22 protein-coding genes are annotated in these 22,821 nt (G+C 69.9%); 6 read left to right on the top strand and 16 right to left on the bottom strand.

Annotated elements, in window-relative coordinates:
• The 6 genes from NO978_RS05305 to NO978_RS05280 form a co-directional block, all read right to left on the bottom strand.
• Positions 1–519: a hypothetical protein gene (locus NO978_RS05305; RefSeq protein WP_257298493.1), complete on the bottom strand. Its 519-nt coding sequence runs from the start codon at positions 517–519 to the stop codon at positions 1–3.
• The gene (locus NO978_RS05300) at positions 516–1,769 is read right to left on the bottom strand and encodes a DUF58 domain-containing protein (protein WP_257298492.1); all 1,254 of its coding nucleotides are present in this window, start codon (positions 1,767–1,769) and stop codon (positions 516–518) included. The genes NO978_RS05305 and NO978_RS05300 overlap by 4 nt, the downstream gene beginning before the upstream one ends.
• On the bottom strand, positions 1,766–2,338 hold the full coding sequence (locus NO978_RS05295) for a hypothetical protein (RefSeq protein ID WP_257298491.1): 573 nt from the start codon (positions 2,336–2,338) through the stop codon (positions 1,766–1,768). Before NO978_RS05295 ends, NO978_RS05300 begins: the two co-directional genes overlap by 4 nt.
• Positions 2,335–3,147, bottom strand: a complete 813-nt coding sequence (locus NO978_RS19920) for a DUF4129 domain-containing protein (RefSeq protein WP_257298490.1) — start codon at positions 3,145–3,147, stop codon at positions 2,335–2,337. The genes NO978_RS05295 and NO978_RS19920 overlap by 4 nt, the downstream gene beginning before the upstream one ends.
• Positions 3,148–3,261: 114 nt before the next feature.
• On the bottom strand, positions 3,262–3,870 hold the full coding sequence (locus tag NO978_RS05285) for an undecaprenyl diphosphate synthase family protein (protein ID WP_257298489.1): 609 nt from the start codon (positions 3,868–3,870) through the stop codon (positions 3,262–3,264).
• Between the two features lie 52 nt (positions 3,871–3,922).
• Positions 3,923–5,320 (bottom strand): PAS domain-containing sensor histidine kinase, encoded by a 1,398-nt coding sequence (locus tag NO978_RS05280; protein WP_257298488.1) that lies wholly within the window; start codon positions 5,318–5,320, stop codon positions 3,923–3,925.
• Between the two features lie 112 nt (positions 5,321–5,432).
• On the opposite strand from NO978_RS05280, the gene NO978_RS05275 reads away from it, so the two are divergent.
• Complete coding sequence (locus tag NO978_RS05275; RefSeq protein ID WP_257298487.1) at positions 5,433–6,812, top strand: DUF92 domain-containing protein; 1,380 nt, start codon at positions 5,433–5,435, stop codon at positions 6,810–6,812.
• Between the two features lie 2 nt (positions 6,813–6,814).
• Complete coding sequence (locus NO978_RS05270; protein WP_257298486.1) at positions 6,815–7,246, top strand: GNAT family N-acetyltransferase; 432 nt, start codon at positions 6,815–6,817, stop codon at positions 7,244–7,246.
• On the opposite strand, the gene dnaG is transcribed toward NO978_RS05270, so the two are convergent.
• Positions 7,243–8,679: a DNA primase DnaG gene (gene dnaG, locus NO978_RS05265; RefSeq protein WP_257298485.1), complete on the bottom strand. Its 1,437-nt coding sequence runs from the start codon at positions 8,677–8,679 to the stop codon at positions 7,243–7,245. The two genes, NO978_RS05270 and dnaG, sit on opposite strands and share 4 nt — an antisense overlap.
• Before the next feature lie 146 nt (positions 8,680–8,825).
• The gene (locus NO978_RS05260; RefSeq protein ID WP_257298484.1) at positions 8,826–9,698 is read right to left on the bottom strand and encodes a helix-turn-helix domain-containing protein; all 873 of its coding nucleotides are present in this window, start codon (positions 9,696–9,698) and stop codon (positions 8,826–8,828) included.
• Between the two features lie 220 nt (positions 9,699–9,918).
• Between NO978_RS05260 and NO978_RS05255 the strand changes: the two genes are divergently transcribed.
• Entirely contained in the window at positions 9,919–10,575 is a 657-nt protein-coding gene (locus NO978_RS05255; RefSeq protein ID WP_257298483.1) for a hypothetical protein, read from the top strand.
• Between the two features lie 3 nt (positions 10,576–10,578).
• Here NO978_RS05255 and cruF read toward each other — a convergent pair whose 3' ends face one another.
• Genes cruF through NO978_RS05240 form a run of 3 tightly spaced genes read right to left on the bottom strand, consistent with a single transcriptional unit; the run spans position 10,579 to position 13,982 of the window.
• Complete coding sequence (gene cruF / locus NO978_RS05250) at positions 10,579–11,508, bottom strand: bisanhydrobacterioruberin hydratase (RefSeq protein WP_257298482.1); 930 nt, start codon at positions 11,506–11,508, stop codon at positions 10,579–10,581.
• Positions 11,501–12,391, bottom strand: coding sequence for a prenyltransferase (locus NO978_RS05245; RefSeq protein WP_257298481.1), 891 nt, complete (start codon positions 12,389–12,391; stop codon positions 11,501–11,503). Before NO978_RS05245 ends, cruF begins: the two co-directional genes overlap by 8 nt.
• A gap of 7 nt (positions 12,392–12,398) precedes the next feature.
• Positions 12,399–13,982, bottom strand: coding sequence for a phytoene desaturase family protein (locus NO978_RS05240; protein WP_257298648.1), 1,584 nt, complete (start codon positions 13,980–13,982; stop codon positions 12,399–12,401).
• A gap of 113 nt (positions 13,983–14,095) precedes the next feature.
• Here NO978_RS05240 and NO978_RS05235 point away from each other — a divergent pair, with 113 nt between their 5' ends.
• Positions 14,096–14,785 carry an SDR family oxidoreductase gene (locus NO978_RS05235; RefSeq protein ID WP_257298480.1) on the top strand — a complete coding sequence of 230 codons (690 nt, stop codon included), beginning with the start codon at positions 14,096–14,098 and terminating at the stop codon, positions 14,783–14,785.
• A 72-nt stretch (positions 14,786–14,857) separates the two neighbouring features.
• Positions 14,858–15,751 (top strand): ZIP family metal transporter, encoded by an 894-nt coding sequence (locus NO978_RS05230; protein WP_257298479.1) that lies wholly within the window; start codon positions 14,858–14,860, stop codon positions 15,749–15,751.
• Positions 15,752–15,757: 6 nt separating this feature from the next.
• Here the strand turns inward: NO978_RS05230 and NO978_RS05225 are convergent, their stop codons facing one another.
• Together NO978_RS05225 and NO978_RS05220 are read right to left on the bottom strand one after the other, a co-directional pair.
• Entirely contained in the window at positions 15,758–16,336 is a 579-nt protein-coding gene (locus NO978_RS05225) for a hypothetical protein (protein ID WP_257298478.1), read from the bottom strand.
• An 80-nt stretch (positions 16,337–16,416) separates the two neighbouring features.
• Positions 16,417–16,926, bottom strand: coding sequence for a hypothetical protein (locus tag NO978_RS05220; protein WP_369684106.1), 510 nt, complete (start codon positions 16,924–16,926; stop codon positions 16,417–16,419).
• Between the two features lie 126 nt (positions 16,927–17,052).
• Here NO978_RS05220 and NO978_RS05215 point away from each other — a divergent pair, with 126 nt between their 5' ends.
• Positions 17,053–19,389: a bacterio-opsin activator domain-containing protein gene (locus tag NO978_RS05215; protein WP_257298476.1), complete on the top strand. Its 2,337-nt coding sequence runs from the start codon at positions 17,053–17,055 to the stop codon at positions 19,387–19,389.
• 50 nt (positions 19,390–19,439) lie between these two features.
• Here the strand turns inward: NO978_RS05215 and NO978_RS05210 are convergent, their stop codons facing one another.
• The 3 genes from NO978_RS05210 to NO978_RS05200 all read right to left on the bottom strand — a co-directional run bounded on the left by NO978_RS05210 (position 19,440) and on the right by NO978_RS05200 (position 22,819).
• The gene (locus tag NO978_RS05210; RefSeq protein ID WP_257298475.1) at positions 19,440–19,631 is read right to left on the bottom strand and encodes a hypothetical protein; all 192 of its coding nucleotides are present in this window, start codon (positions 19,629–19,631) and stop codon (positions 19,440–19,442) included.
• 94 nt (positions 19,632–19,725) lie between these two features.
• Positions 19,726–22,413, bottom strand: a complete 2,688-nt coding sequence (gene ppc / locus NO978_RS05205) for a phosphoenolpyruvate carboxylase (protein ID WP_257298474.1) — start codon at positions 22,411–22,413, stop codon at positions 19,726–19,728.
• 85 nt (positions 22,414–22,498) lie between these two features.
• Complete coding sequence (locus tag NO978_RS05200; RefSeq protein ID WP_257298473.1) at positions 22,499–22,819, bottom strand: transcription factor S; 321 nt, start codon at positions 22,817–22,819, stop codon at positions 22,499–22,501.
• Between the last annotated feature and the right edge of the window lie 2 nt (positions 22,820–22,821).

The following is a 22,821-nucleotide window of genomic DNA, read 5'->3' as shown; positions in this document are numbered from 1 at the left end:
CTACCTGAGCGCGGCCGCCGACAGCAACGCACCGACGACCAGAAACGCGGCCGCCGGGGCCGGTGCCTGGCCGGAGCCGATCCGGTACGCGCCGTAGCCGAGGCCGGCCGCGACCGTCGCGACGAGGAGCGTGGTTCCCGTCCGTTGGAGGACGAGCCGGAACGTCGCGGCGTCGGGCACCTGCGCGTCGAGGGCGACGGACCGCTCCGCCCCGTCGATGGCGACCAGCGCGGCGACGGCCCCACCGAGGACGGCGGGTATCGGGAGCCCCCCGTACGCGCCGTAGGCGACGGCCCCGAGCAGCAGTGCGCCGCCGGCGAGGCGCGTCCGGCGACCGTCGTGTACGGTTCCGGCGCCGAGCGCTGCGGTTCCCGCGACGGCAATCGCGGTTCCAGGGAGCGTCACCGCGGCGACGAACGTCGCGGCGAGCGCGCCGACGAGCGCGAGGAGCACCGCGGGCGTGCCGCCGGTCAGACTGGAGCCGGGGCGCTCTCCACGGCCGAGCGATGGCCGACTCATCGGGACCACCCCGCGCGGGCGAACGCCTCGCGGGCGTCGCCCTCGGTCCAGTCGAGCACCGGAATCCCGGCCCGTCGGAGGTCACGGACCCGGGCACCGCGCTCCAGATGTGCGAGCTGGGGGCCCGGCCCGTCGGTCGTCGTCGGGTCCGGACTCACCACGGAGACGGGCGTCCCGCCGGCGTCGAGCCGTCGAGCCAGGCTCGCCACGGCGTCGTCGCAGAGCGGCGTCAGCAGGCAGAGCTGTGCGTCGGCCGGCGTCCGCGCCCGGAGCGTCGTCGCCAGGGGAGCGACCGCGGGGTCGTCACCTTCGGGTGGCGTGACCAGCGCGGGGTCGGTGTCGAGTTGCCGCCGGAGCCGCGCCCGGTGTGTCCGTCCGGTCCCCGGCGACGTCCACGACACGCCGGAGCCGAGCACCGCGAGGCCGACCTGCGCGTCCGCCAGTCCGGTGACGAGCGTCCGCGCGGCGTCGACAGCGTGGTCACGTGCCGACGTCGCGTCCGGCGCCGGTGCCACGTAGGCGGCCGGCCGGGCGTCGACGACCAGCACCACCGTCGGGGCGCGCTCGGCGCGGAACGTCACCGTCGAGAGGTCGCCGGTGCGGGCGAACCGCGACCAGTCAACCCGGCCGAGGGGGTCGCCACGGCGGTACTCGCGGACCGAGTGGAACGCGAGCCCCTGGCCGGCTTCGGTGCCGGTCAGCGGCCCGGGCGGGCCACCCGTCGGCGGACGCAGCGCAACTGGCTCGGCGTCGGGCAGTGGCCGCGAACTCCCGAGTCGGTCCGCGCCGGCGTCGACCCGTGCGTCGAGTTCCACCCGTCCGGCCCGGTCCGCGACCACGACGAACGGGTCGTCGAACCGCCGGGTCGATTCGGGTGCGTCGACGCGGTAGCGAAGCGTGCGCGACGCCCCGGCCGCCAGCGAGCAGGCGAGTTCGGGCGTCCCGTCCAGCACCGTACAGTCCGCCGGGACGCCGTCGACGACCCGGACGTCCGGCAGGGCGGCGCTGCCGTCGTTCTCGACGCGGAGCGACACGGCAACGGTGCCGTCGTCGCGCTCCCGGAACCGACGCTCGCAGTCGACCGACGGCTCGGGGGCGGGCGACGCACGGGCGAACGCCGCGACGCCGACGCAGACGACCGCACAGAGCACGACCGCCGGGCTCGCCGAGACGACGCCGACCGGTGCGAGCACGAGCGCGACGGGGACGAGCCAGCGCCAGCGGTCCGTCGTCGTCCGGTGCCAGCTCATCGCTCACCTCCCGCGAGCGCCGAGAGCTCCGAGAGCGCGTGTCGGGCACGCCGACGGAGCGGTGGCTCTCCGGTCCGGAGGGTCCGGAGCCGGTCCCGCGTCGTCCACCCGGGCTCGACGCCGTCGACGAACAGCGCCGCCGCGAGCGGGTCGTCGGTCCACGACCCCGTCTCGAGTCGCTCTCGCGCCTCGTCGGGCGTGCAGTCGTAGCGAGCGACGAGCGTCTCGACCGCGACCGCGGTGAGTCGTTCGTACACGTCCTCCCGGGCATCGTCGCCGCGGACGCGCCCCGCCGCGGTCACGTCGGCGAGCAGGTCCTCGGCGCCCCGTCCGGGCACGCGTGGCCCCGTCGGCTCCGGACGAGTCGCCCGGGCGACCCACGTTCGGGTGTCCGTCCGCGCGTAGACGAGCGCCAGCGCGACCGCCGCGACGCTCCCCACGACCAGAATGACCAGCGCAGCGGCGTCGCCGACGACGAGTCCGGGCACGACGGTCCCGAGCAGTCCCGCCGCGAGCAACGAGAGACCCACCGCGAGCAGCAGTCCGCGCGGGGTCGGGAGCCGGCTCATCGCTCTCCCCCGGCGGCTCCGTCCGTCTCGTCGTCCGCCACCCGTTCGGCGAGCCGCTGCGCCTCGTCCGTGCACTCGTCGGGCTCGCGGCGACCGTAGCGCACCGCCTGGAACAGGCTGGTCAGCCGGTCCACGGCGTCGGGGTCGCGACCGGCGTCCTTCGCCGTGTCCGCGAACTCGCCCGGCGTTCTGGTACCCGGCGAGGGCGGGCGGAGGTCCGCGACCATCCGCTGCCAGGCACGCCGGACCGGGTCGTCGGACGGGGCACTGGCCGGATGGTCACCCACCTCCCGCTTGGGTTCCCCGCCGGGCGTCGAGTGCTCGTCGTCACCGGGCCGTCCGCCGCCGGACGACAGTCCGTCGAACCGCCAGAGCAGGCCCGCGCCGACGAGAACCAGTCCGACCAGCACGACGACGCCCACCAGCCCGAGCGCGTCGCTCGTTCCGAACGTGGGCACCGAGACGGTCGCGCTCGGCCGGTACAGCAGGTAGCCGGCTACACCGACGGCCCCGGCACCGCCCGTGAGGACGACCACCCGACGGTAGCTGGGGAACAGCACGTAGCAACAGACCAGCGCGGTCGCGAGGAGCGCGGCGAGTAGCCGGAGGTACGTCTCCTGGCCGATGGTGTCGCCGCTCGTCGCCGCGCTCGAGGGCGCCGTCTCCTCGCTGGGGTCATCGGGGGACCTGACCCCGCCATCGTCCGGGCCGAGGTCCGCCGAAAGCCCACCCAGCGAGCCGGCTGCCACCCCGAGCGCGGCGGTGACCAGCAGGGCTATCGCGACCGTCTGGAGGGCACGTCGCGTCACGGTCGACCCGAGGACACGAACCGCCCTAAAACACCCCCTCGTTTTCCGGGCCAGAACATCCCGATACGTCAGGGGCCTCGTCGTCCGTCCACGACGGGGCCGAGTAATCCCTGCCTACCGACCGAACCTGCGCTGTCGCTTCTGGTACTCCCGGATGGCCCGGTAGAAGTCCCGGTCGCGGAAGTCCCGCCAGTTGAGGTCGGTGAAGTAGAGCTCCGAGTAGACGGACTGCCAGATCATGAAGTCGGAGAGCCGCTCGGCGCCGGTCTTGATCACCAGGTCCGGCTCGGCGGGGAAGACGAGTCGGCGCTCGATCTCCGTCTCGTCGACCGCGTCCGGATCGAGTTCGCCCCGCGAGACCTCCTTCGCGACGCCCTGGACGGCCGCGGTGAACTCGTGTTTCCCACCGAGTCCGATGCTCACCTGTATCGGTGCGTCCGCGCGCTCGTCGTCGTCCGGCCCCCGCACCGCGACCGGACGCGGTGCGTCGAGGTCGTCGAACTGGCGGGCGAGCGTCGGAGCCGCCGCCTCGTCGAGGACACTGACGTACACCGTGATGCGGTCGGCACCCACCTCGAAGGTGAGCTCGAAGAACCGCGAGAGCGTCTCGTAGGCGCCCTGTTCCAGCAGGTCTCGCTCCGTGATGACGAGCGCGACGTGTGCCGGCGGTGCGGCCTCGTCGCGACGGATGCGATAGGCGAGATAGCGGTCGTACAGTCCCACGCCATCCAGTTGCGGATGGGAGTGCCTGTACCTGTCGACTCGTGGTCGCGCGTCAGTCGGCCACCCGGGTGAAGGTGAGCCGCACTCGGTTGCCCGAACGCTCCGGCGTCTCGAACTCGATGTCCCCGTCGGAGAGCTCGACGAGCCAGTAGACGAGCCAGAGGCCGACGCCGCTGCCGTGGTACAGGTCGTCCATCTCGTGCTCGCCGGTGATGACCCGGTACTCGTACTCCGGAATCGGCTCGCAGTCGTCGAGGGCCTCGACCACCACCGTCTCCGCCGTCGTCCGGCAGACGAGCTGGAGCGTCGCGGGCTCGCCGGTCGCGTGGACGATGGCGTTCTCGGCGAGTTCGGCGATTGCGGTCTCGATGCCGGGGAGCGCGAACGCTGCGGCCTGCTCGGGTACGTCGATATCGATCTCGGCGTCCGGGTACCGCTCCCCAATCCGCTCGGCCACCCGGGTGACGGCCACGGAGAGGTCGACCTCGTCCGGCGTGCCGGGGTCGGTCAGGAGTTCGATTATCTCCCGCTGCTTCTCCGCGGTCATGATGAGCTGGGCGGCGGTGTCGCGGATCACTCGCGTCCGCTCGGAGAGGGTGGATTCGTCCTTCGCCTCGATGTGCTCGGCCTCGCCGATGACGACGTTCATATCGTTCCGGATGTTGTGTCGGAGGAGCTTGTCCATCACCGCGAGCTGTTGTTCGCGGCGGCGGCGCTCGGTCACGTCGCGGCTGAAGCCGACGATGCGCTCGACGTCGCCGTCGACGACGACCGGCTCGGCCTGCACCCACGCCCACCGCCGGTACTCGTGGTCGGGGTTCACCCGGTACTCCATGTCCACGGCCTCGCCGGTCGACAGTCGTCGCATCTCCGCCTGGACGCCCCGAACGTCGTCCGGGTGAATCGCCTCGAGGAAGCTCCGGGGGTCGTCGTGCAGCGTCTCGACCGGGAGTCCGTAGATGGTCTCGTAGGCGGAGTTGACGAAGAGACACTCCGACCAGTCACCGCTGAACATCCACAGCACGTCGCCGGTCTTCGCGGCGATCTCCTGCAGTCGCGTCTCGGTGGTCTGGCGCTCGCGCTCCGCCTCGATACGTTCGGTCACGTCGTGGGAGCTGACGACGTAGCCGTCCACCTCGGAGTCGTCGAGCTCCGTGATGCGGCTCTGCAGCCAGACCCAGCCGTCATCCACCGCCCGGTAGCGGTACTCGATGAACGACGCCGCGTCGGGGTCGTCCGCGACGACGTCCGCGAAGGCAGCGGCCACGCGCTCGCGGTCCTCGGGGTGGACGTAGTCGAAGGCGTTGGTGCCGACGAGTTCCCCCGGCTCGTACCCCAGAATCCGGCCGGCAGCGGCGTTGACGTACGTAATCGTCCCCTCCTCGTCGACGATTGTGATTTTCGCCTGTGTGTAGTCGAGGAGCAGTGACGCGTCCGGCGGAGACACCATCTCTCTTTACCGAGACGTTCGAGTGGCATAGGCCCTACGGCAGTTTCGGAGCGTGATCCGCGAGCCGGGCGTTCGGAAACGGTAAGTAACCCCCGGGAAAAGAAGCGCCCGCGTGACTTCACCAGTTCGACGCGCGGGTGCGTTCGCGACGGTCGGCTCACTGGTACTGCTCCTGCCAGCGGTCGGGCCGGAGGCGGCGACGACTGTCGCCGCAGCCGTGCTCATCGGTGCCGCCGTCGTCACCGACGGCCCCCTCTTCGAACTGTTCGCTCGCCCCGGCGACCGGAAGGAGCAACGCCTGTTCGGCCTCATCGGCTTCGGCCTCGCGGTCGTCGGGCTCGGCCTGTTGACCGTGACCGACCTGGTCGGCACCGGTCGGGTGCCACCGCTACAGGTGGACGTGTTCGTCGGCACCGTCCTCCTCCTCGTCTACGGCAATCTGGTGTCGGAGCTGGTCAAGACCCGGTACCCCTCCCCGTTCCACGTGAGCGCCGGCTTCGTCGCCGGCGGCGTCACCGCGGGCATCGCCGGCCAGCTGGCGACTCGCGTGCTGCTCGACCAGCCACTCGCGGGAACGCTCCCGAAGGTCGTGTTCCTGGCCGTCAGCGGCGCGTTCCTCGGCGCGCTGCTGCGTGCCGCGCTGTTCGAGCGGGACGACCCGCTGGTGCTGTTCTCGGTCGGTCTCCTGCTCTGGCTGCTGTTCGAACTCGCGCCCGCGGTCCACAACCAGGAGATCGTGGCCGCACTCGGGGTCACACTCGTCCTCGGCTACCTCTCCTTTGCCCTGCAGACCGCCTCCGTCGAGGGGATGCTGACGGGCGTCCTGCTCTCCATCCTCACCATCGTCCTCGGCGGCATCGGCTGGTTCGCGGTCCTCATCTCCTTCTTCGCGATCGGCGCGCTGTCGACGAAGTACCGCTACGATGCGAAGGAGGCCCGGGGCATCGCGGAGGACAACGGGGGTGCCCGGGGCACCGGGAACGTCCTCGGTAACGCGGCAGTCGCCATCGTCGCCGTACTGGGATTCGCCGCCGCAGACCCCGGTGTGGCACTGCTTCGGGTCGACGGCACCATCTTCCTGTTCGCGTTCGCGGGCTCCGTCGCCACGGCGCTCAGCGACACCCTCTCCAGCGAGATCGGCGCGGTGTTCGACTCGCCACGACTCATCACGACGCTCCAGCCCGTCGAGCCGGGCACGGACGGCGCGGTGACCTGGCAGGGCGAACTCGCCGGCATCGTCGGCGCGGCGGTCGTCGCCACCATCTCGTTCCTCGTCTTCCCGGCGGTCGACGGCTCGGTGACGCTCTCCACCACCGGCGCGGGGGTGGTGTTCCTCGCCGGCATCGGCGGGATGACCGTCGACAGCCTGCTCGGGGCGACGCTCGAGGGCGACTTCCTCGGCAACCAGGGCGTGAACTTCTTCGCTACCCTCGCCGGGGCCATCGTCGCGGTGCTCGCCGCGTTCGTGGCCGGCGGGGCGACGCTCCCGTGACGATGTCGGTCCGCGAGGCGACACGGGCTGACCTGCCCGCGCTCCGGGCGCTCCACGGGCTTCTCGACGCCCCCGTTCCGGACCTGTTCGACGGCCTCCCGCCCGGAGTGACGCTCGTCTCGACGGCCGACGGGGTCCCCGTCGGCTACGTCCACTCGTTCACCGGCGAGGTCGCCCACGTCGCCGAGCTATTCGTCGCGCCCGCACACCGCCGCGAGGGGCGCGGTCGCCGGCTGTTCCTCGCGGTGCTCGCACGGCTCCGGCGCGAGGGCTGTCGGGCGGCGGAGCTGGTCGTCGCGCCGGAGAACACGTCGGCACGGGCGCTGTACGAGGAGCTCGGCTTCGAGGCCGGCGAACGGCTGCACGGCTACTACGACAGTGGAGACGAGGAGGAAGAGGCCGGCGACGCAGTCCGATACCGGCTGCAGCTCTAGCGGCCGCCGAGGAGGCGCTCGGCGGTGCGGATTCTGGTGCCGGTCGGTCGCTTCACGAACTCGCCGAGCGACGCGGCGACGACGTGGTCGACGCCGCGCTGGGCAGACACGTCGAGCACGCGCTGGCTCAGCTCGCCGTCGAGCACCATGGCGTGGGGCACCGCCTCGGCCCCGCGGACGAGGTCGAACGCCTCGGTCGCCGGCCCCTCAGCGATGGGGTCGAACACGTCGTCGACCAGCCTGACCTGTCCGGTCCCGGCGCTGACGACGGTCTCGACGTGCCCCCGGAGGGTATCCGGCGGTGCCAGCTCGTCGGCCTCCGCCGGCGCATCATCGTCCGGTGCTGTCCCCTGCCCGTCAGACCCGGCGTCGGCCGGCGTGTCTGCATCCGAGCTCGGGGACGCAGCGCGCTCCGGTTCGGTGGCCGTCGACCCGTCGGCCGCGGTCGTCGTGGACTCGGCAGCATCGGGCGCTGCCTCGACGACCCGCGACCCGGTCGCCGTCTCCGCCGACTCGGACGATGCGGAGCCGCTGGCCTCACCGTCCGCGGCGGTCTCAGACCCGCTCTCGGCCGTCGTCGACAACGAGACGGCCTCGTGCGTCCCGACCGCCTCGTGGGGTGCACTGGTCTCCGCGACGACCGAGAAGGGCACCTTCTCGCGGAGCGACTCGAACACCTCGTGGTGGAGCAGGTCCTCGACGGACTTGCCCTCCGGCGCGAAGGCGACGTAGTCCACCTCGCCGACCTGCGAGAGCTCCTTCAGGATGAGGTCGCCGCCCCGGTCGCCGTCGAGGAACGCGGTGACGGTCCGGTCCTGCGTGAGCGTCGCGACCGCCTCGGGAACGTCGGTCCCCTCGACGGCGATCGCGTTCTTGATGCCGTACTTCAGGAGCTGGAGCACGTCGGCACGGCCCTCCACGACGACGATGGCGTCGCTCTCCTCGACCCGGGGTCCCGCTGGCAGCCCGTCGTACTCGGAGATGTCGGCGACGCGGGCGTGCTCGCGGACCTCGCGGAGGATCTCCTCCGAACTCATCATCGAGTCGTCGAAGGCGGTCGCGAGCAGTTCCTTCGCTCGCTCGACGACGCGGCGGCGCTTCGCCGCCCGCACGTCCTCGATGTCCTCGACCTCGAGCGTCGCCTTGCAGGGGCCGACGCGGGTCAGCGACTCCAGCGCGGCCGCCAGCGTCGCCGTCGCTACCTTGTCCAGGCTCGTCGCGATGGTGACGCTCCCGTGGGAGCGACCCGCGTCGCTGTCGATCTCGACGTCGATGCGTCCGACCTTCGAGGACTGCTGTAGCTCGCGGAGGTCGAGTTCGTCGCCGAGGAGCCCCTCGGTCTGGCCGAAGATGGCTCCGACGACGTCACTCCGCTCGACCACCCCGTCGGCCGTTACCGTCGCGTGAATGAGATATTTCGATGTATCGTCCATTGATGATCTGCCCCGTGAACGGGGCGGGTGATGGTGATGGTGCCATGAACTGGTTCATGGACGGACAGCAGCTACGTGCTCCCCGTTCATACCTGTTGTTATCGGGAGAAGTGAGGTGAACGTATCGCTGACTGAGACGGCGCGGCTCAGTACCGGTCGCCGGACCAGTACCAGTAGCCGAGCACCAGAGTCAGCACGAGCAGGCCACCCGCGAAGAACAGCAGCCCCGGTTCGATAGTCCCGAGGAGTGCGTCCGCGCCCGATGCGGCGGCGTCCGCGCCTCCCGCCGCACCGTCCGTGGTCGTCTGGGCCGCTTCGGTCGGGGCATTCGTCACGTCGACGGTCCCGGTCGGCGTAGCCTGGTCGTTGAACACGCCCACGTCGCCGCTGTCGGTCGCCGTCGGCTGTGCCGTGCTGGTGCTCGTCTCCGCCGCGATTCCGATGTCCCCACCGGTCGTCGTGGACGGCGCGGTCTCGTTGGTGCTCTCGGCGACGAACTCGACGCCGTCACCGCTCCCACCGCTCGGCTCGACCGCACCGCTCGAACCGCCGGTTGCTCCCCACCCGGTGCGGCCGAGCAGGCGCGGCAGCCCGTACTGCACGAACAGGCTCGCGGCGGCGAGCACGCCGACGCCGCCGACGAACCGGCTGAGCGCCGACCGGAGCCGCGAGGAGCGCTGCTCGTCGCCGGAGACGATGAGCGGGCCGGACTGGGGCGCGTAGACGTTCATCTCGTTGCCCCGCGAGGAGTACCAGACGTCCACCACGTCGATGAGGCCGGCGTCCTCCAGCTTCTCGAGGTGGTACCGGACGTTCTGGATGGAGGAGTCGATCTCGTCGGCGATGTCACTCGGGGTCCGCGGCTCCTCGTGCAGACAGGTGTAGATGCGTCTCGCGGTGTCCGAGGAGAGCGCCCCGAACACCTGGTCCGCGTCGTCGCTATCGAGGTCGACCACCCGCGGCGGCTGTTCTGGGGTGGGGGTCGTCTCGTCCGAGCGGAACGGGAGGAGCCGCGACATGCTACTCCGGTCTACAACAGGTACAGGTAAACCAATTGTGCAAGCTGAAAACTCGTTTTGAGCTATTCGGGTGCTCCCCGTCTTGCGTTTCTGTTTGGTCTCTCGATCCGGACCAGAATGACAGTTTCCAGGTATTTTCGAAGGTGAAACAGCGATTGCAGGTGGGTGGGCGGGTCCGCGACCGGCACGCCGAAGGCACTCCGGGGCGTAGCCGGTCCCGATGAGTGCCCCGCGCCTCCCCGACGCGTTGCTCGCCGAGTTCGGCTGGGAGCTGGCCCGGACCGAGTCGGAACTCGCGCTCGAACTCCCCTTCTTCTCCATCGAGGCGTTCAACGCCATCTACGTCGACTCGGCGAGCGTCGACGCCTACGACGCCATCGCGGACTCCAGGGTCGACCTCGCCGGCCGCTCCTTCTTCACCACGGACCTGGTGTTCGACCCGTCGCTCGACTCCTTCGGCGTCGACCCGGCCTCCGTGTTCGGCATCGCCACCAGCTACGCCGAACGCGAGTTCAAGGAGAGCATCGAGGCCGACGGCCTGACCGCGGTCGAGACCGTCGAGGAGCGCGACTTCGACCGCGGCGACGGCCGCCCCGCCCGAGCGTTCCGCTACGAGGTGGCCTACCCGCTCTCGGACGAGGTCATCGAGCAGGACGTGGTCGACGGCCAGTTCACGTTGGAGTCGACGCTGTGGGCCTGCATCTGGCCGACGCGAGGGGCCTACGCGATGGCCGGCGGCATGTTCCCCACCGAGGAGGTCGGCGACGCCATCCACCGGCAGGCCACGGGCGCGCGGCTGGCCGTCGATGTCGAGGTGAGCCCGGAGCCGGAGCGGGACAGGGACCGCGCGTTCGAGGCGATGCGCCGGGTCGAGTGACCCCTACCGCTGGACGACCCTGACGAGCGCGCTGTCGCCCACGGCGAAGTCGAACCGGTCGGTCGCGAGCAGGCCGACGCCGAAGCCGGCCGCGAGCAGCACCGGTATCCAGTTGCCGTAGAGGGCGTTGATGCCACCCCAGAGCAGTACGAAGCTCACCATGTCGTCGAGCATGAACTCGCAGGCTTCCAGCCGGTCGAGCAGCCCCTCCCGGGCGAACGCCGCGTCGAACGCGACGACTGCGACGGTCGCCGAGAGCACCCAGCCGAGGTAGTTCGACACCGGCACGCCGTAGTAGCCGCCGACGCCGTCGGGGTGTGCGGCGTACTCCCAGAAGTCCACCGCGACCGCGCCGGGGTCAAGCACGAGGTCGATGGCGACGACCGCTGCGATGGTGACGAGCAGCCGAACCGCCCGCGAGCGAGCTCGGCTGCCGAGCAACAGCAGCATCAGCAGGTAGGCGTTGAGCACCAGCGGGAAGAAAAAGACCGGGAGCGCGACCGGCACCTCCCCGAACAGCATCGGCCCCAGGGGGACCTCGTACTCGAAGGGGCCGTACGGCCAGCCGGTTCGGATACCGACGAGCTCGATGCCGTATGCGTACAGCGTCAGCAGGCCGAGGCTGGCCGCGGCGCGCTTGCCCACGAGCGGGAGCAGGCCGGCGACGAGCGGGAGCCGCATGACGAGCACGCCGAACAGCACGAACAGCGGGTTGAACGCCAGCGGCTCGGGGAGCCAGCCCTCCGCGCTGGCGACGAGCGTGACTGCGCCGACGAGCGGGAACACGACGGCGATGGTGAAGCGGTGCTCGCGGACGAGCTCGTCGAGGCGTGCCTCGAACCCGCGGCGGTCGAAGCCATCGACGCTGTCCGAGGAGCCGCCGCCATCGCGGGCGTCCGGAGGCCCGCCGTCGGCCCCGCTCGGCTCAGCCATTCACCATCACCCAGAGCTTGCCCATCGTCATGACGGCTCCGACGACGGTGTTGAGGAACGGGAACCACCAGTACGCGCGGTCGACTGCCACGTCCGAGAGGGCGACGCCGGTGACGAACAGGGGGTAGACGCCGAGCAGCAGGCCGAGGCGGTAGTCCACCAGCGCGAACGCGGCTGCGGCGGCGAGCCAGACCAGCCCGCAGTAGGCGTAGGTGGTCCGCTCGCCGAGGAACGTCGCGGTCGTGGTGATGCCGGCCTCGCGGTCCGGGTCGATGTCCGGAATCGCGGAGAACGTGTGCATCGCCATCGTCCAGAGCCACGCCCCCGCGATGGCCGCCATCGGCGGGAGCACGTCGGCGACGGCGACGAACGCGATGACGCCGGGGAGCGCGTACAGCCCGTTCGACAGCGAGTCGAGGAACGGCGTCGTCTTGAACCGCAGCGGCGGCGCGCTGTACTCGACGGCGAGGAAGAAGTACAGCAGGAGCACCTGGACGCCGGCGGTCGGCAGGACGAACAGGAACAGCGCGCCGAGTGCGCCGGTGAACGTGACGACGACGCCGACGACGGCGTCCCGGCGGAACCGCACCTCCTTCTCCTCTTTCTTCGGGTTGTGCTCGTCGATATCGCGGTCGAAGGCGTCGTTGACGCCGTAGAGGAACACGTTCGCCGGGAGGAGGAAGTACGCGAACAGCGCGAGCGTCACCGGCGTGAACAGGTCGGCGGTGCCGCTCGCGGCGTAGGTGACGCCGACGACGACCGGCCCGGCGAGGTAGAACCAGAACCGTGGCCGGGAGAGCCGGAGGAGGTAGCCGGAGAGCCGGTCCTCCGAGGGGACCACCCGGGTGAGGCTCGATGCGAGACTGGTGACGACTCCGCTCATCGTCGGGTTACGCGCTGTAGTCCTCCAGCACGGCGTCGGCGGTGATGTCGCCGCTGATGAGGCACATCGGGACGCCGATGCCGGGCGTCGTGTACGAGCCCGTGAAGTAGAGGCCGTCGACGGCCTCGGAGCGGTGCGGCGGCCGGAACATCGCGGTCTGGGGCAGCGTGTGGGCCATCCCGAGGGCCGTCCCCTGCATCGAGTTGTAGCGGTCCGTGAACTCCGAGACGGAGAACGTCTCCTCGACGACCATGCGGTCGCGGAGGTCGGTGTCGGTGAAGGCCGCGATGTCGTCGAGGATGAGCTCGCGGTACCACTCGCGGGTCTCCTCGTCGTCGTCCAGCCCGGGTGCGATGGGGACGAGGACGAACAGGTTGCTGTATCCCTCGGGTGCGACCGTGTCGTCGGTCTTCGACGGGACACAGAGGTAGTACGCCGGGTTCTCGGGCCACGCGGGCTCCTCGAAGATCTGGTCGAAGTGCTGGTTCCAGTCCGTCGGCAGCACGAGCGTGTGATGTTCCAGCTCGGGCACGTCTCCCTCGACACCCATGTACATGAGGAACGCGGAGGGCGCGTAGGTGCGGGAGTCCCAGTAGTCGGCGCTGTACTGCCGTTTCTCGGGTGGGAGCAGCTCCTGCTCGGTGTGGGCGTAGTCGGCGTCGCTGACGACGATGTCGGCGAGGTGCTTGTCGCGCTCGGTCTCGACGAGGAAGCCGCCGTAGCGGCCCTTGATCTCGGTCACCGGCTCGTCGACGAGGAACTCCGCGCCCAGCTCCTCGCCCATCTCGACGATGCCGTCGACGACGCCACCCATGCCGTCCTCGGGATACCAGACGCCGAGGTTGAAGTCGACGTGGCTCATCAGATTGTAGAGCGCCGGCGTGTTCTTCGGGGAGCCGCCGAGGAACACGAGCGTGTACTGCATTATCTGCTGGAGCTTCGGGTGGTCGAAGTAGTTCTCGACGTGGTCCTGCATCGAGCCGAGCAGCGAGAGGCCGCGGGCCTGGCGGGCCACGTCGATGTCCACGAAGTCCCGGAACGAGGCGCGGTCCTCGTAGACGAAGTGCTCCATGCCGACCTCGTAGTTCTCCCTGGACTTGTCGAGGTAGCGTTCGAGCGCCTCGCCGGCACCGGTCTCGTACGACTCGAACACCTGCTTCGTGCGTTCGAGGTCGCGGGTGACGTCGACCTGGTCGCCGTCCTTGAAGAACATCCGGTAGTGCGGGTCGAGGTGCTCCAGCCCGTAGTAGTCGGTCGGCTCGCGGTCGAAGTGGCCGAAGAAGCGCTCGAACACGTCGGGCATCAGATACCAGGAGGGCCCCATGTCGAACCGGAACCCGTCGCGTTCGAGGACGGAGGCACGGCCGCCGAGCTGTTCGTTCTTCTCGATGACCGTCACGTCCGCACCGGCGTCGGCGAGGTAGCAGGCTGTCGAGAGCCCACCGAACCCACTCCCGACGACGACGACCGACTCTCCTTCGAGGGAATTCATACCCGACTGTTGTAACGAGACCCGCATAAAGTCGCCGCAAACCTTGTTGGGGTGGTCGGACGGCGAACCCGAGCGACGGCGGGTGGCCCCGCGAGCGATAGTCCCGGCCGAGTACGTCGGCGGAACGACCGGCCGACGGCGCGAGACGACTGGAAGCGGGCGGTGACCACCGGAACCGATGCTTTCCTTCGGACGGAGACCGAAGGAGCGGTATGAACGACAAGACGGCGGTCGTCACCGGTGCGAGTCGTGGAATCGGCGAAGCGGTCGTGGACGAACTGGTCGCGGCAGGGGCCCACGTCGCTGCCTGCGCCCGTGACCCGGACGACCTCGACGAGCTGGCCGAGCGGCACGGCGACGCCGTCACCATCGTCAGGGCGGACGTGCGCGACGAGTTCGACGTAGAGCGGCTCATGGAGACGGCCTCGCGGGACGGCGACGGTCGCGGCATCGACCTCGTCGTCGCCAACGCGGGGGTCTACCACGGCGACCCCGGCGAAACGCCCGTACACGAGGAGGCGTACTCGGCGTTCGACGACCACGTGCGGACGAACGCGCGTGGCGTGTTCGCCACGTTGCGCGAGGCGGTCCCGCACCTGAACGACGAGGGCCGCCTGCTCGTCCCGACCGGCTCCATCGCGCGGGACGCCAAGCCGGGCATCGGCTCCTACGCGGTCTCGAAGGCGGCCGCCGAGGCGGTCACTCGCGCGTTCGCTGCCGACACCGAGTTCGTCGCGGGCTGTGTCGACCCCGGTCAGGTCGCGACCGACCTCTCGGGACCCGCGGGGCGCGACCCGAGCGAGGTCGCCCCGATGTTCGTCTGGGCGGCCACGGACTGTCCGGCCGAGGACGTCGACGGCGCGGTGGTCGGCCTTCGCGAGTGGAAGTCCGCGACACGGTAACCGGCCGTCGTTCTTCGGAAGCGACCACGACAATCGAACCTCTTATTAACTCGAATCGGATTGTTAGTAACAATGGGTTCCACGGAAACGTTCAGCTGGCGGAGCGTCGACGACTTCTCGCGGGTCGGGCTCCTCGCCGTCGCGCTGCTCCTCGCACTGAGTGCTGCCGCCGCCCTCTCCGCGCCGAGCACCGACGCCTTGAAGCCCGTCGGCATCGCGTGGGTCGCGTTCTTCGCCATGGCGGTCGCCATCCCGCTCGGAGTCAAGGCCCGCGACCAGCACGCCAAGGCGCTCGTCTGGGGCTACGGGCTCGCCTCGGGAGCCATGATCGTCAGTGCCGCGCTCTTTCTCCTCCCGCAGGCCTTCGGACTCGCACAGGGGGCGGCCAGTCCCGCGACGGCGATGAAGTACGCCGGCGCGGGCGTCGCCGCCGGGCTGCTCACTGGCTTCGGCTCGCACACGCTCGGCCATCGCTTCGCCCACGTCGACATCGGCTTCGACCACACGGCAGTCGAGCTCTCCGCACACGCACTCGCCGCCGGCGTCATCATCGGCATCGTCTACGGCACGATGCCGGAACTCGGCGTCGGCCTCGGGCTCGCCATCGTCTCGCACAAGGGGCCCGCCGGCTACGCCGCCGCGCGCCGCCTCGCCAGCAACGGGCAGTCGCCGACGGTCATCCTGCTGCCCGCGACGGGCGTCGGGCTGACCGCCATCCCGGCGAGCTTCCTCGACCTCTCCGGCGAGCCGGTGGTCACCGCCGCCGTCTTCGGCTTCGCTGCAGGCGTCTTCCTCCATGTCGCGATGGACTTCCTCCCGCGCTGTGAGATCGGCGGCGAGGTGTACGAGGTCGCCCAGGTCTCCGACGACGCACACCACCTGCTCGACCGGCTCCGCGTCCACGCCGTCGGGAGCACCTTCCTCGGCGGGTCCCTCGTGTTCGTCGCGTGGCTACTCGTCGGGTGAGGCCAGCTACGACTCACGCACCCCGAACAGGACGACGCACTCGAACCGGTCGCCGAACGTCCACCCCCGGCCGACGCTCGCGGTGACGGCGAAAGCGTACCGGCCCGGTGCGAACGAGTGACGGACGACAGTCTTCTCTTCGGTCGTCGTGCCGCTGCCGTCGAACACCCAGTCGTGCCGTTCGTCGGGGTAGACGGTCGCGTACCGGCCGGTCGACTGCCCGGACGCGACGGCACGCCACTCGCCGTCCTCGTACCGATACAGGCCCCAGGCAGCGGGGTCGAACGTCACCGGCTCGTCGCCGCCAGGACGGAGCGCCACGTCGAACTGCGTCTCGGGAGTGATCGATGCCTTCGCAGGCAGCGTCAGCGTGACCGGTGTCGCTGTCGGCGCCGACTGCCCAGCGCCAGTACAGACCGTCCGGTCCACCCGTGGGTCGAACGTCGGGCACGGCGGCGTATCTCCCCAGCTATCGCTCCCCGGGTCGGACGACCGGCCGCCCGTAGCGTCCAAGGGTCCCTGGACGCAGCCAGCGATGCCGGCGACGCCGGTTGCGAACGCGGTGAGGAGGGAACGCCGTTGCACGTGTGAGTCGACGTGACTGGCCACCAAATGTCCTCCTCTGGGTGAAACGCTGCTTTCAGTCAGCGACGACGGCACCGAGCCTACAGTTCGCGGTCGCTCGCCGGGTCGTCCAGTTCCCACAGCACCTCGGGGAGGAACGCGTCGAGGTTGTCGATCACCTTGCGCTCGGAGACGTCCAGTCCCTCGCAGTGTTCGTGGGCGCTGTCGCGGATGTCGACGTGGATGTCGCCGTCCTCGACGGTGACCGCGAGCGGGAACACCGAACAGCGAGCCGGCTTCCAGTCGTGCTCGAGGTGGAGCGTACAGAGCCCATCGTCCCGCAGGAAGTAGCAGGCCTGTCCGTCCTCGCCGACGTGTTCCTCGCGCTCTTTCTCCTCCTTGCGGACGAAGTCCTCTCCCCGGAAGTCCGTGGTCGCGTCGGCGAGGTCCGCGTGCTCGGCCAGCGCGAAGAAGTCCGGCTCGTACAGCAACACGCCGTGCTGACAGCACCAGGTGCAGTCGTCGACGCACTCGAACGTGAGCGACGGGTCGAAGTCGACGACGACCTCACGACCGGAGTGGACCTCGACGCGTCTGGAGTCGGCCATCACCGTACAGTCGGGGACCGAGGCTCAAATGGGTTGTCTCCGAGCCCGACGGCTGCGGGAGTGATTTATACGAATCCGGAGTCGAGTAGCTGGTATGCAGCGGGACACAACGCATTTACCGGGCGAGACGTGGAACGGGAGGATGTGATGACCGAGGCGTTCAGGGTGCTCTATCTCACCGCAGACCCGACTCCGGAACCGAAGCTCCCGGACGGTCCGGGCTCGGGACTCACCGTCGAGACACTCGGGTCCGTCGGGGCCCTCGACGAGCGGCTCCGGGCCGACGCCGCCGACTGCGTGGTCGTCTGCGAGGACGACGTCCGCGCGAACTGGGAGGGCCTCGCCGACGTTCACGACACCCACGCCGACCGGGTCCCGTTCGTCCACGTGACGACCGACAGCGACCGCGACGCGAGCGAGGTCGTCGGCGACGGGGTCCTCCACACTCTCTCCGAAGACCAGCCCGTCCCGTTCCGCGAGCTCGCCGCATACGTCTCCACGAGCGTCGACGTTACCGACGCCGCGAACCGCTTCGCGGTGTTCGCCAACCACGCACAGGACGGCGTCGTGACCGTCGACACGGACGGGTACATCACCGAGACCAACCCTGCCACGACGAACATCTTCGGCTTCGAGGACGGTGAACTGGTCGGCGAACATCTCTCGACGCTCCTGCCCGAGGACGGCGGCGACCGAACTCTCCTGCCGCCGTTCGGCTCCGAGGACGACGCGAGCCTCCAGTGGCAGCCGGTCCGCTACACCGCCACCGACGCCGACGGCAACGAGGTGCCGGTGCTCGCGACCTTCGGCCGGTTCGAGACGAGCGCCGGGGCGCACTACACGGGCGTCGTCCGCGACGTGTCACAGCGCGAGCGGCTGGAGTCCGAACTCGAGTCCCACCTCGAACGGGTTACGGACGCCTTCTTCGCGCTCGACACCGAGTTCCGGTTCCGCTACGTCAACGAACGCGCCGCCGAGCTCATCCAAGTCGACCCCGACAGCGCCATCGGCGACCTGGTCTGGGACCGCTTCCCCGCCGCCGTCGACAGCCGCTTCCAGGACCGATACGAGCACGCCATGGAGACCCAGCGACAGGTCTCCTTCGAGGAGTACTTCCCACCCCTCTCGACGTGGTTCTCGGTCCAGGCGTACCCCTCCAAGACCGGGCTGTCGGTGTACTTCCGGGACGTGACCGAACGCAAGGAGCGGGAACAGGCACTCGAACGCCAGCGGGACGAGCTGGAGAGCCTGGCCCAGCTCAACCGCGTCCTCCAGAGCGTGAACGAGGCGCTCGTCAACGCCGCGAACCGGACGATGGTCGAGCGAACCGTCTGTGACCAGCTCGTCGATTCGTCGCTGTTCGCGGCGGCCTGGCTCGGCCGGGTCGACTCCCGGCGTGACACGGTCGAGCTGGCGGCGAACGCGGGCCCCCGCGAGTTCGAACCGGCGGCGGCAGTGCCGATGAACGAGGCGGCACCCCACCCGGCGGGCCAGGCGGCCGCGTCACAGTCCGTCGAACGTGTCGGTGACCTCTCGGCGCTCGACGCGAGATCGCCCTGGGTCCAGGCAGCTCTGGACTGTGGCTTCGCGTCGGCCGCTGCGGTTCCGGTCACGTACAAGGGCTCGCAGTACGGCGTCGTGACCATGTTCGCGACGAAGCCCGACGCGTTCACCGACGGCGTCGTGGAGGCGCTCTCGCAGCTCCGGAGCGTCGTCGGCCTCGCAATCAACGCGACCGAGCGCCGCGCCGCACTCATCGCCGACGGCACGGTCCAGCTCGAGCTGACCATCCACGACCGCTCCAATCCGATGTTCCGGGCCGTCGCGGAACACGGCGTCACCGCCGAACTCGAGGGGGCGACCGCGCTCGACGACCACACCTTCGTCGAGTACTTCACCATCACCGGCAGCCCCGACGAGACGCTGTTCGACACCATCCGGTCGTTCGACCTCGTCGAGGGGCTCTCCGTGCTGGACAGCGCCGCCGGGGAGGCGCTCGTGACGATGACCGTGGTCGACCCGCCGATCTCGACGCTCCTCGCCGAGCACGGGGGCACCGTCCGCGAGATCGTCGTCGACGACGGCTCGGCGGAACTCGTCGCGGAGCTCCCGAAGTCGACGTCGGTACGGTCGCTGGTCGGGTCCTTCGAGGAGATGTTCGATTCCGTGGACCTCCGGGCGAAGCGCGAGCGAAAGCGCCCCGAACGGCGCGTCTCGGAGTTTCGGTCGACACTGGAGGAGCAGCTCACCGACCGCCAGCACGAGGCCCTGGTGGCCGCGCTCCAGCACGGCTACTTCGAGTGGCCGCGCGAGAACGACGCCGAGGAGATCGCGGCGACACTGGGCATCTCCTCGCCGACGTTCCACGAGCACCTCCGGACGGCACAGGGGAAGCTGTTCACGGACCTGCTCGAGGCGAGCCCGTCCGACCGCGAGCGTGACCTCTCGGCGAGCGAGCGCTCCTGACCGCGGCCGCGTCCGAACGTTGCAAGGCGGCGTACGGCCCGGTCGGCGGGCTACTCAGTTCGCTCCCGCCAGCGGTCGCGACAGCTCCGGTCGCAGAACGAGCGTATCTGGACGGCCCCATCGTCGGTCCTCGTGGTCGCGGCTGGATGCCACTCGTCCGTCTCGACGGGGTCACCACACGTGGCACACGTCGCCGCGGCGTTCTCGGTCGGTGTGTCTGGGTCTGGCTCGACTGCGGTCATTCTCCCTTCGGGTGCCTGCTACGATACGAGCCACCCTAAGGATGCGACCAACGCACTCTGGTTCCCGCCGGGGAACCTACAACGATAGGCCGCCTCAGCCGGTGTTCTGCATCCCCGCGGCGATGCCTTTGACCGTCAGTCGCAACGTGCGCTCCTCGGCCTCGCTGCGGTGGCTCTGGGCGAGCAGTCGCGTCTGGAGCAGGTTCAGCGGGTCCACGTACGGGTTGCGCCGACGGAGGCTCTCGCCGTACCAGTCGCGGGCGTACAGCGTCTCTCGGCCGGTGATGGCCGTCACGAGGTCGGTGGCGCGCTCGTACTCGGCGGTGACGCGCGGGAAGAACCGCTCGCGGAGCGCCGGCTCGGCGAGCTCGGTGTAGTAGGTCGTAATCTCGAGGTCCGTCCGGGCGAGCGAGAGCGCGGCGTTGTCGAGCGTCGACCGGAAGAACGGCCACGAGTCGTACATCTCCTGTAGCGTCTCCACGTCACCACCGTCGTCGAGGTACGCGTCGATGCCGGTCGCCAGGGCGTACCAGCCCGGGAGGATGCACCGCGACTGCGTCCACGAGAACACCCACGGGATGGCCCGGAGGTCCTCGACGCTGCGGTCGCCCGAGCGCGAGGCCGGCCGCGAGCCGAGGTTCAGGTCCTCGATGACAGTGATGGGTGTCGCCTGCTCGAAGTACTCGACGAACCCCTCCGTCTCCAGCAGGTCGCGGTACTCGTCGCGGGCGGCATCGGCCATCGTCGCCATCGCGTCGACCCACTCGTCGGACACCGACTCCTCGGGCATCTCGATGGCGTTCCGGCGGGCCCTGAGCTGCGCGTTGAGCATCTGGGATATCTCGCGTTCGGCGACCCGCGGATTGGCGTACTTCTCGGCGATGGCCTCGCCCTGCTCGGTGAACTTCACCTGGCCCGTCACCGTGCGGTTCGGGAGCGCGAGCAGCGCCTCGTGCATCGGGCCGCCACCGCGCGAGATGGAGCCGCCGCGCCCGTGGAACAGCCGCAGCGTCACGTCGAACTCGTCGCAGACGTCCGCGAGGTGGCGCTGGTTCTCGTACAGCGACCAGTTCGCCGCGAGGAAGCCGTTCTCCTTGTTCGAGTCGGAGTAGCCCAGCATGATCTCCTGGGTGCCCCCGCGGGCCTCGAGTGCGCTCGCGTAGGCCTCGTTCTCGAACAGCGTGCCCATGATGCGCCGCGCTCCCGAGAGCGCACTCTCGGTCTCCAGCAGCGGGACGACGTCGAGCCCGCAGTAGCCAGGGAGCTCGACGACGCCGGCCTGGTCCGCCAGAAACAGCACCTCGAGGACGTGGCTCGGCTCCTCGGTCATCGAGATGGCGTAGGTGTCGATGGCCTGCACACCGAACTCGTCCTGCCAGTCGGCGAGGTGATCGAACCGGCGGAGGACGCGGCCCGCCGTCTCCGAGAGCCCCTCGGTGTCGGCAACGTCCACGATGGTCTCGTCCTGCAGGATGGCCGCTGTCAGCGTCTCGACGCGCTCGTCCTCGTCGAGGGACGGGTAGTCGATGCCCTCGCGGGCGAGTGCCGCGCCGACAGCCTCGGTGTGGTTCTCCTGATGGTCGCGCAGGTCGAGGCTGGCCAGCGAGAACCCGAACGTCGTGACCTGCCGCCGCGCGGGCTCGACGTGGGCGTCGACGATCGCTTCGCCGCCGTTCTGCCGCAGGCTCTCCGCGAGCACGGACAGGTCGTCGACCAGCTCTCCGGCGTCCCCGTAGCCGCCCGGACGGACGTCGTCCACGCGGTCGAGGCGCTCGCGCATCAGCTTCAGCTTCTGGCGGTACGGCTCGCTCGGGTAGCGCGCCTCGGCCTCGTCGACTACGCCGGGGAGCCGGTCGCGGTCCGCGGCCAGCGACGCCTCGAACTGCTCGCCGACGTCGAGACGGGCGGCGTCCTGACTCAGGACACCGGACAGCGCCTTCAGCCGCTCACGGTAGCGCTCGAGCACCACCCGTCGCTGGCGCGAGAGCGTCTCGCTCGTCACCTCCGGTGTCACGAACGGGTTGCCGTCGCGGTCGCTGCCCGCCCACGACCGGAACTCGAACAGCTTGTCCACGTCGAGGTCGTCGAACGACTCACCGAGGGCGTCCTCCAAGTCGGCGTACACGTCGGCGGTCACGTCGAACAGCGTGTTTTCCAGGTACCACTGGACGTTGCGCGCCTCGTCGGTCGGGTGTGGCTGGCGGTCCCGGACCTGCGGGGTCTGCCAGAGGCTCGTCACCTCGGCCTCGAGCGCGCGCTCGACCCGCTCGCGCTCGCCGTCCGTCAGCCGCTGCTCGTCGAGCGTCTCGATGTGGTTCGCGACCGAGCGCAGCTTCGCCTTCACCGTCTTCCGGCGCGCCTCGGTCGGGTGAGCGGTGAACGTCGGCTCGACGAGCACGTCGTCAAGCACCTGCTGGACCGTCTCCGGGTCGTCCGCGGCGAGGTCCTCGACGGCCTCGCGGACGCCGTCGGCGAGCGTGCCGTCCTGCTCGCCGCGCCGGACCGACCGGACGCGCTCGCGCTCCTCGGCGAGGTTGATGAGTTCGAAGTACGTCGTGAAGGCCCGTGCGACCACGCTCGACAGCTCCGGCGTCAGTCCCTCGAGTTCGGCGGCGAGTGTCTCCCGGTCATCCTCGGTTCCGCGTCGGTAGTCGATGGCTGCGGTCCTGACGGACTCGACCGTCTCGAACGCCCCCGTGGAGGACTGCGCTTCGAGCACGTCGCCCAGGAGCGCGCCGAGCTCCCTGACGTCCTGCCGAACGTCCCTGTCGTGCAAGCTCATACCACGGTGTACGGTAGCGAGGGGTATAACGGCTCGCGACCGTGGAGAAAATTGCCACTCGATTGTGAGTAAAGAATTGTGAACGTCAGTTGTAACCGCGCCACTTCTTCCCGCACTCGGTGCACTTGAAGAAGCGCGTCGGCGGCTCGTCGGCGGAGGCGGTCTGCTGGATGTAGTACCACGCCTCCTCGGTACCGCACTCGTCGCAGCGCACGTCGGTCGCGGTGGGTTTCCCCTCGAACTCCGCGTTCTCCTCGGTCTCGATGACCTCGCTGTCGGTCTGTGACTCCGTGCTGACGAACTCGCTCTCGTCGCCGCCGCGGGCCTCGCTCGCGCCGCAGCTCGAACAGACCCACTCCTCGCCCTGTGCCTTCATCATCGAACCGCAGTCGTCGCAGAACTGCATCG

The sequence above is a fragment of the Haloarchaeobius sp. FL176 genome, assembly GCF_024609245.1.
Classification (GTDB): domain Archaea; phylum Halobacteriota; class Halobacteria; order Halobacteriales; family Natrialbaceae; genus Haloarchaeobius.
This window is presented reverse-complemented; position numbering and strand designations above follow the sequence as displayed.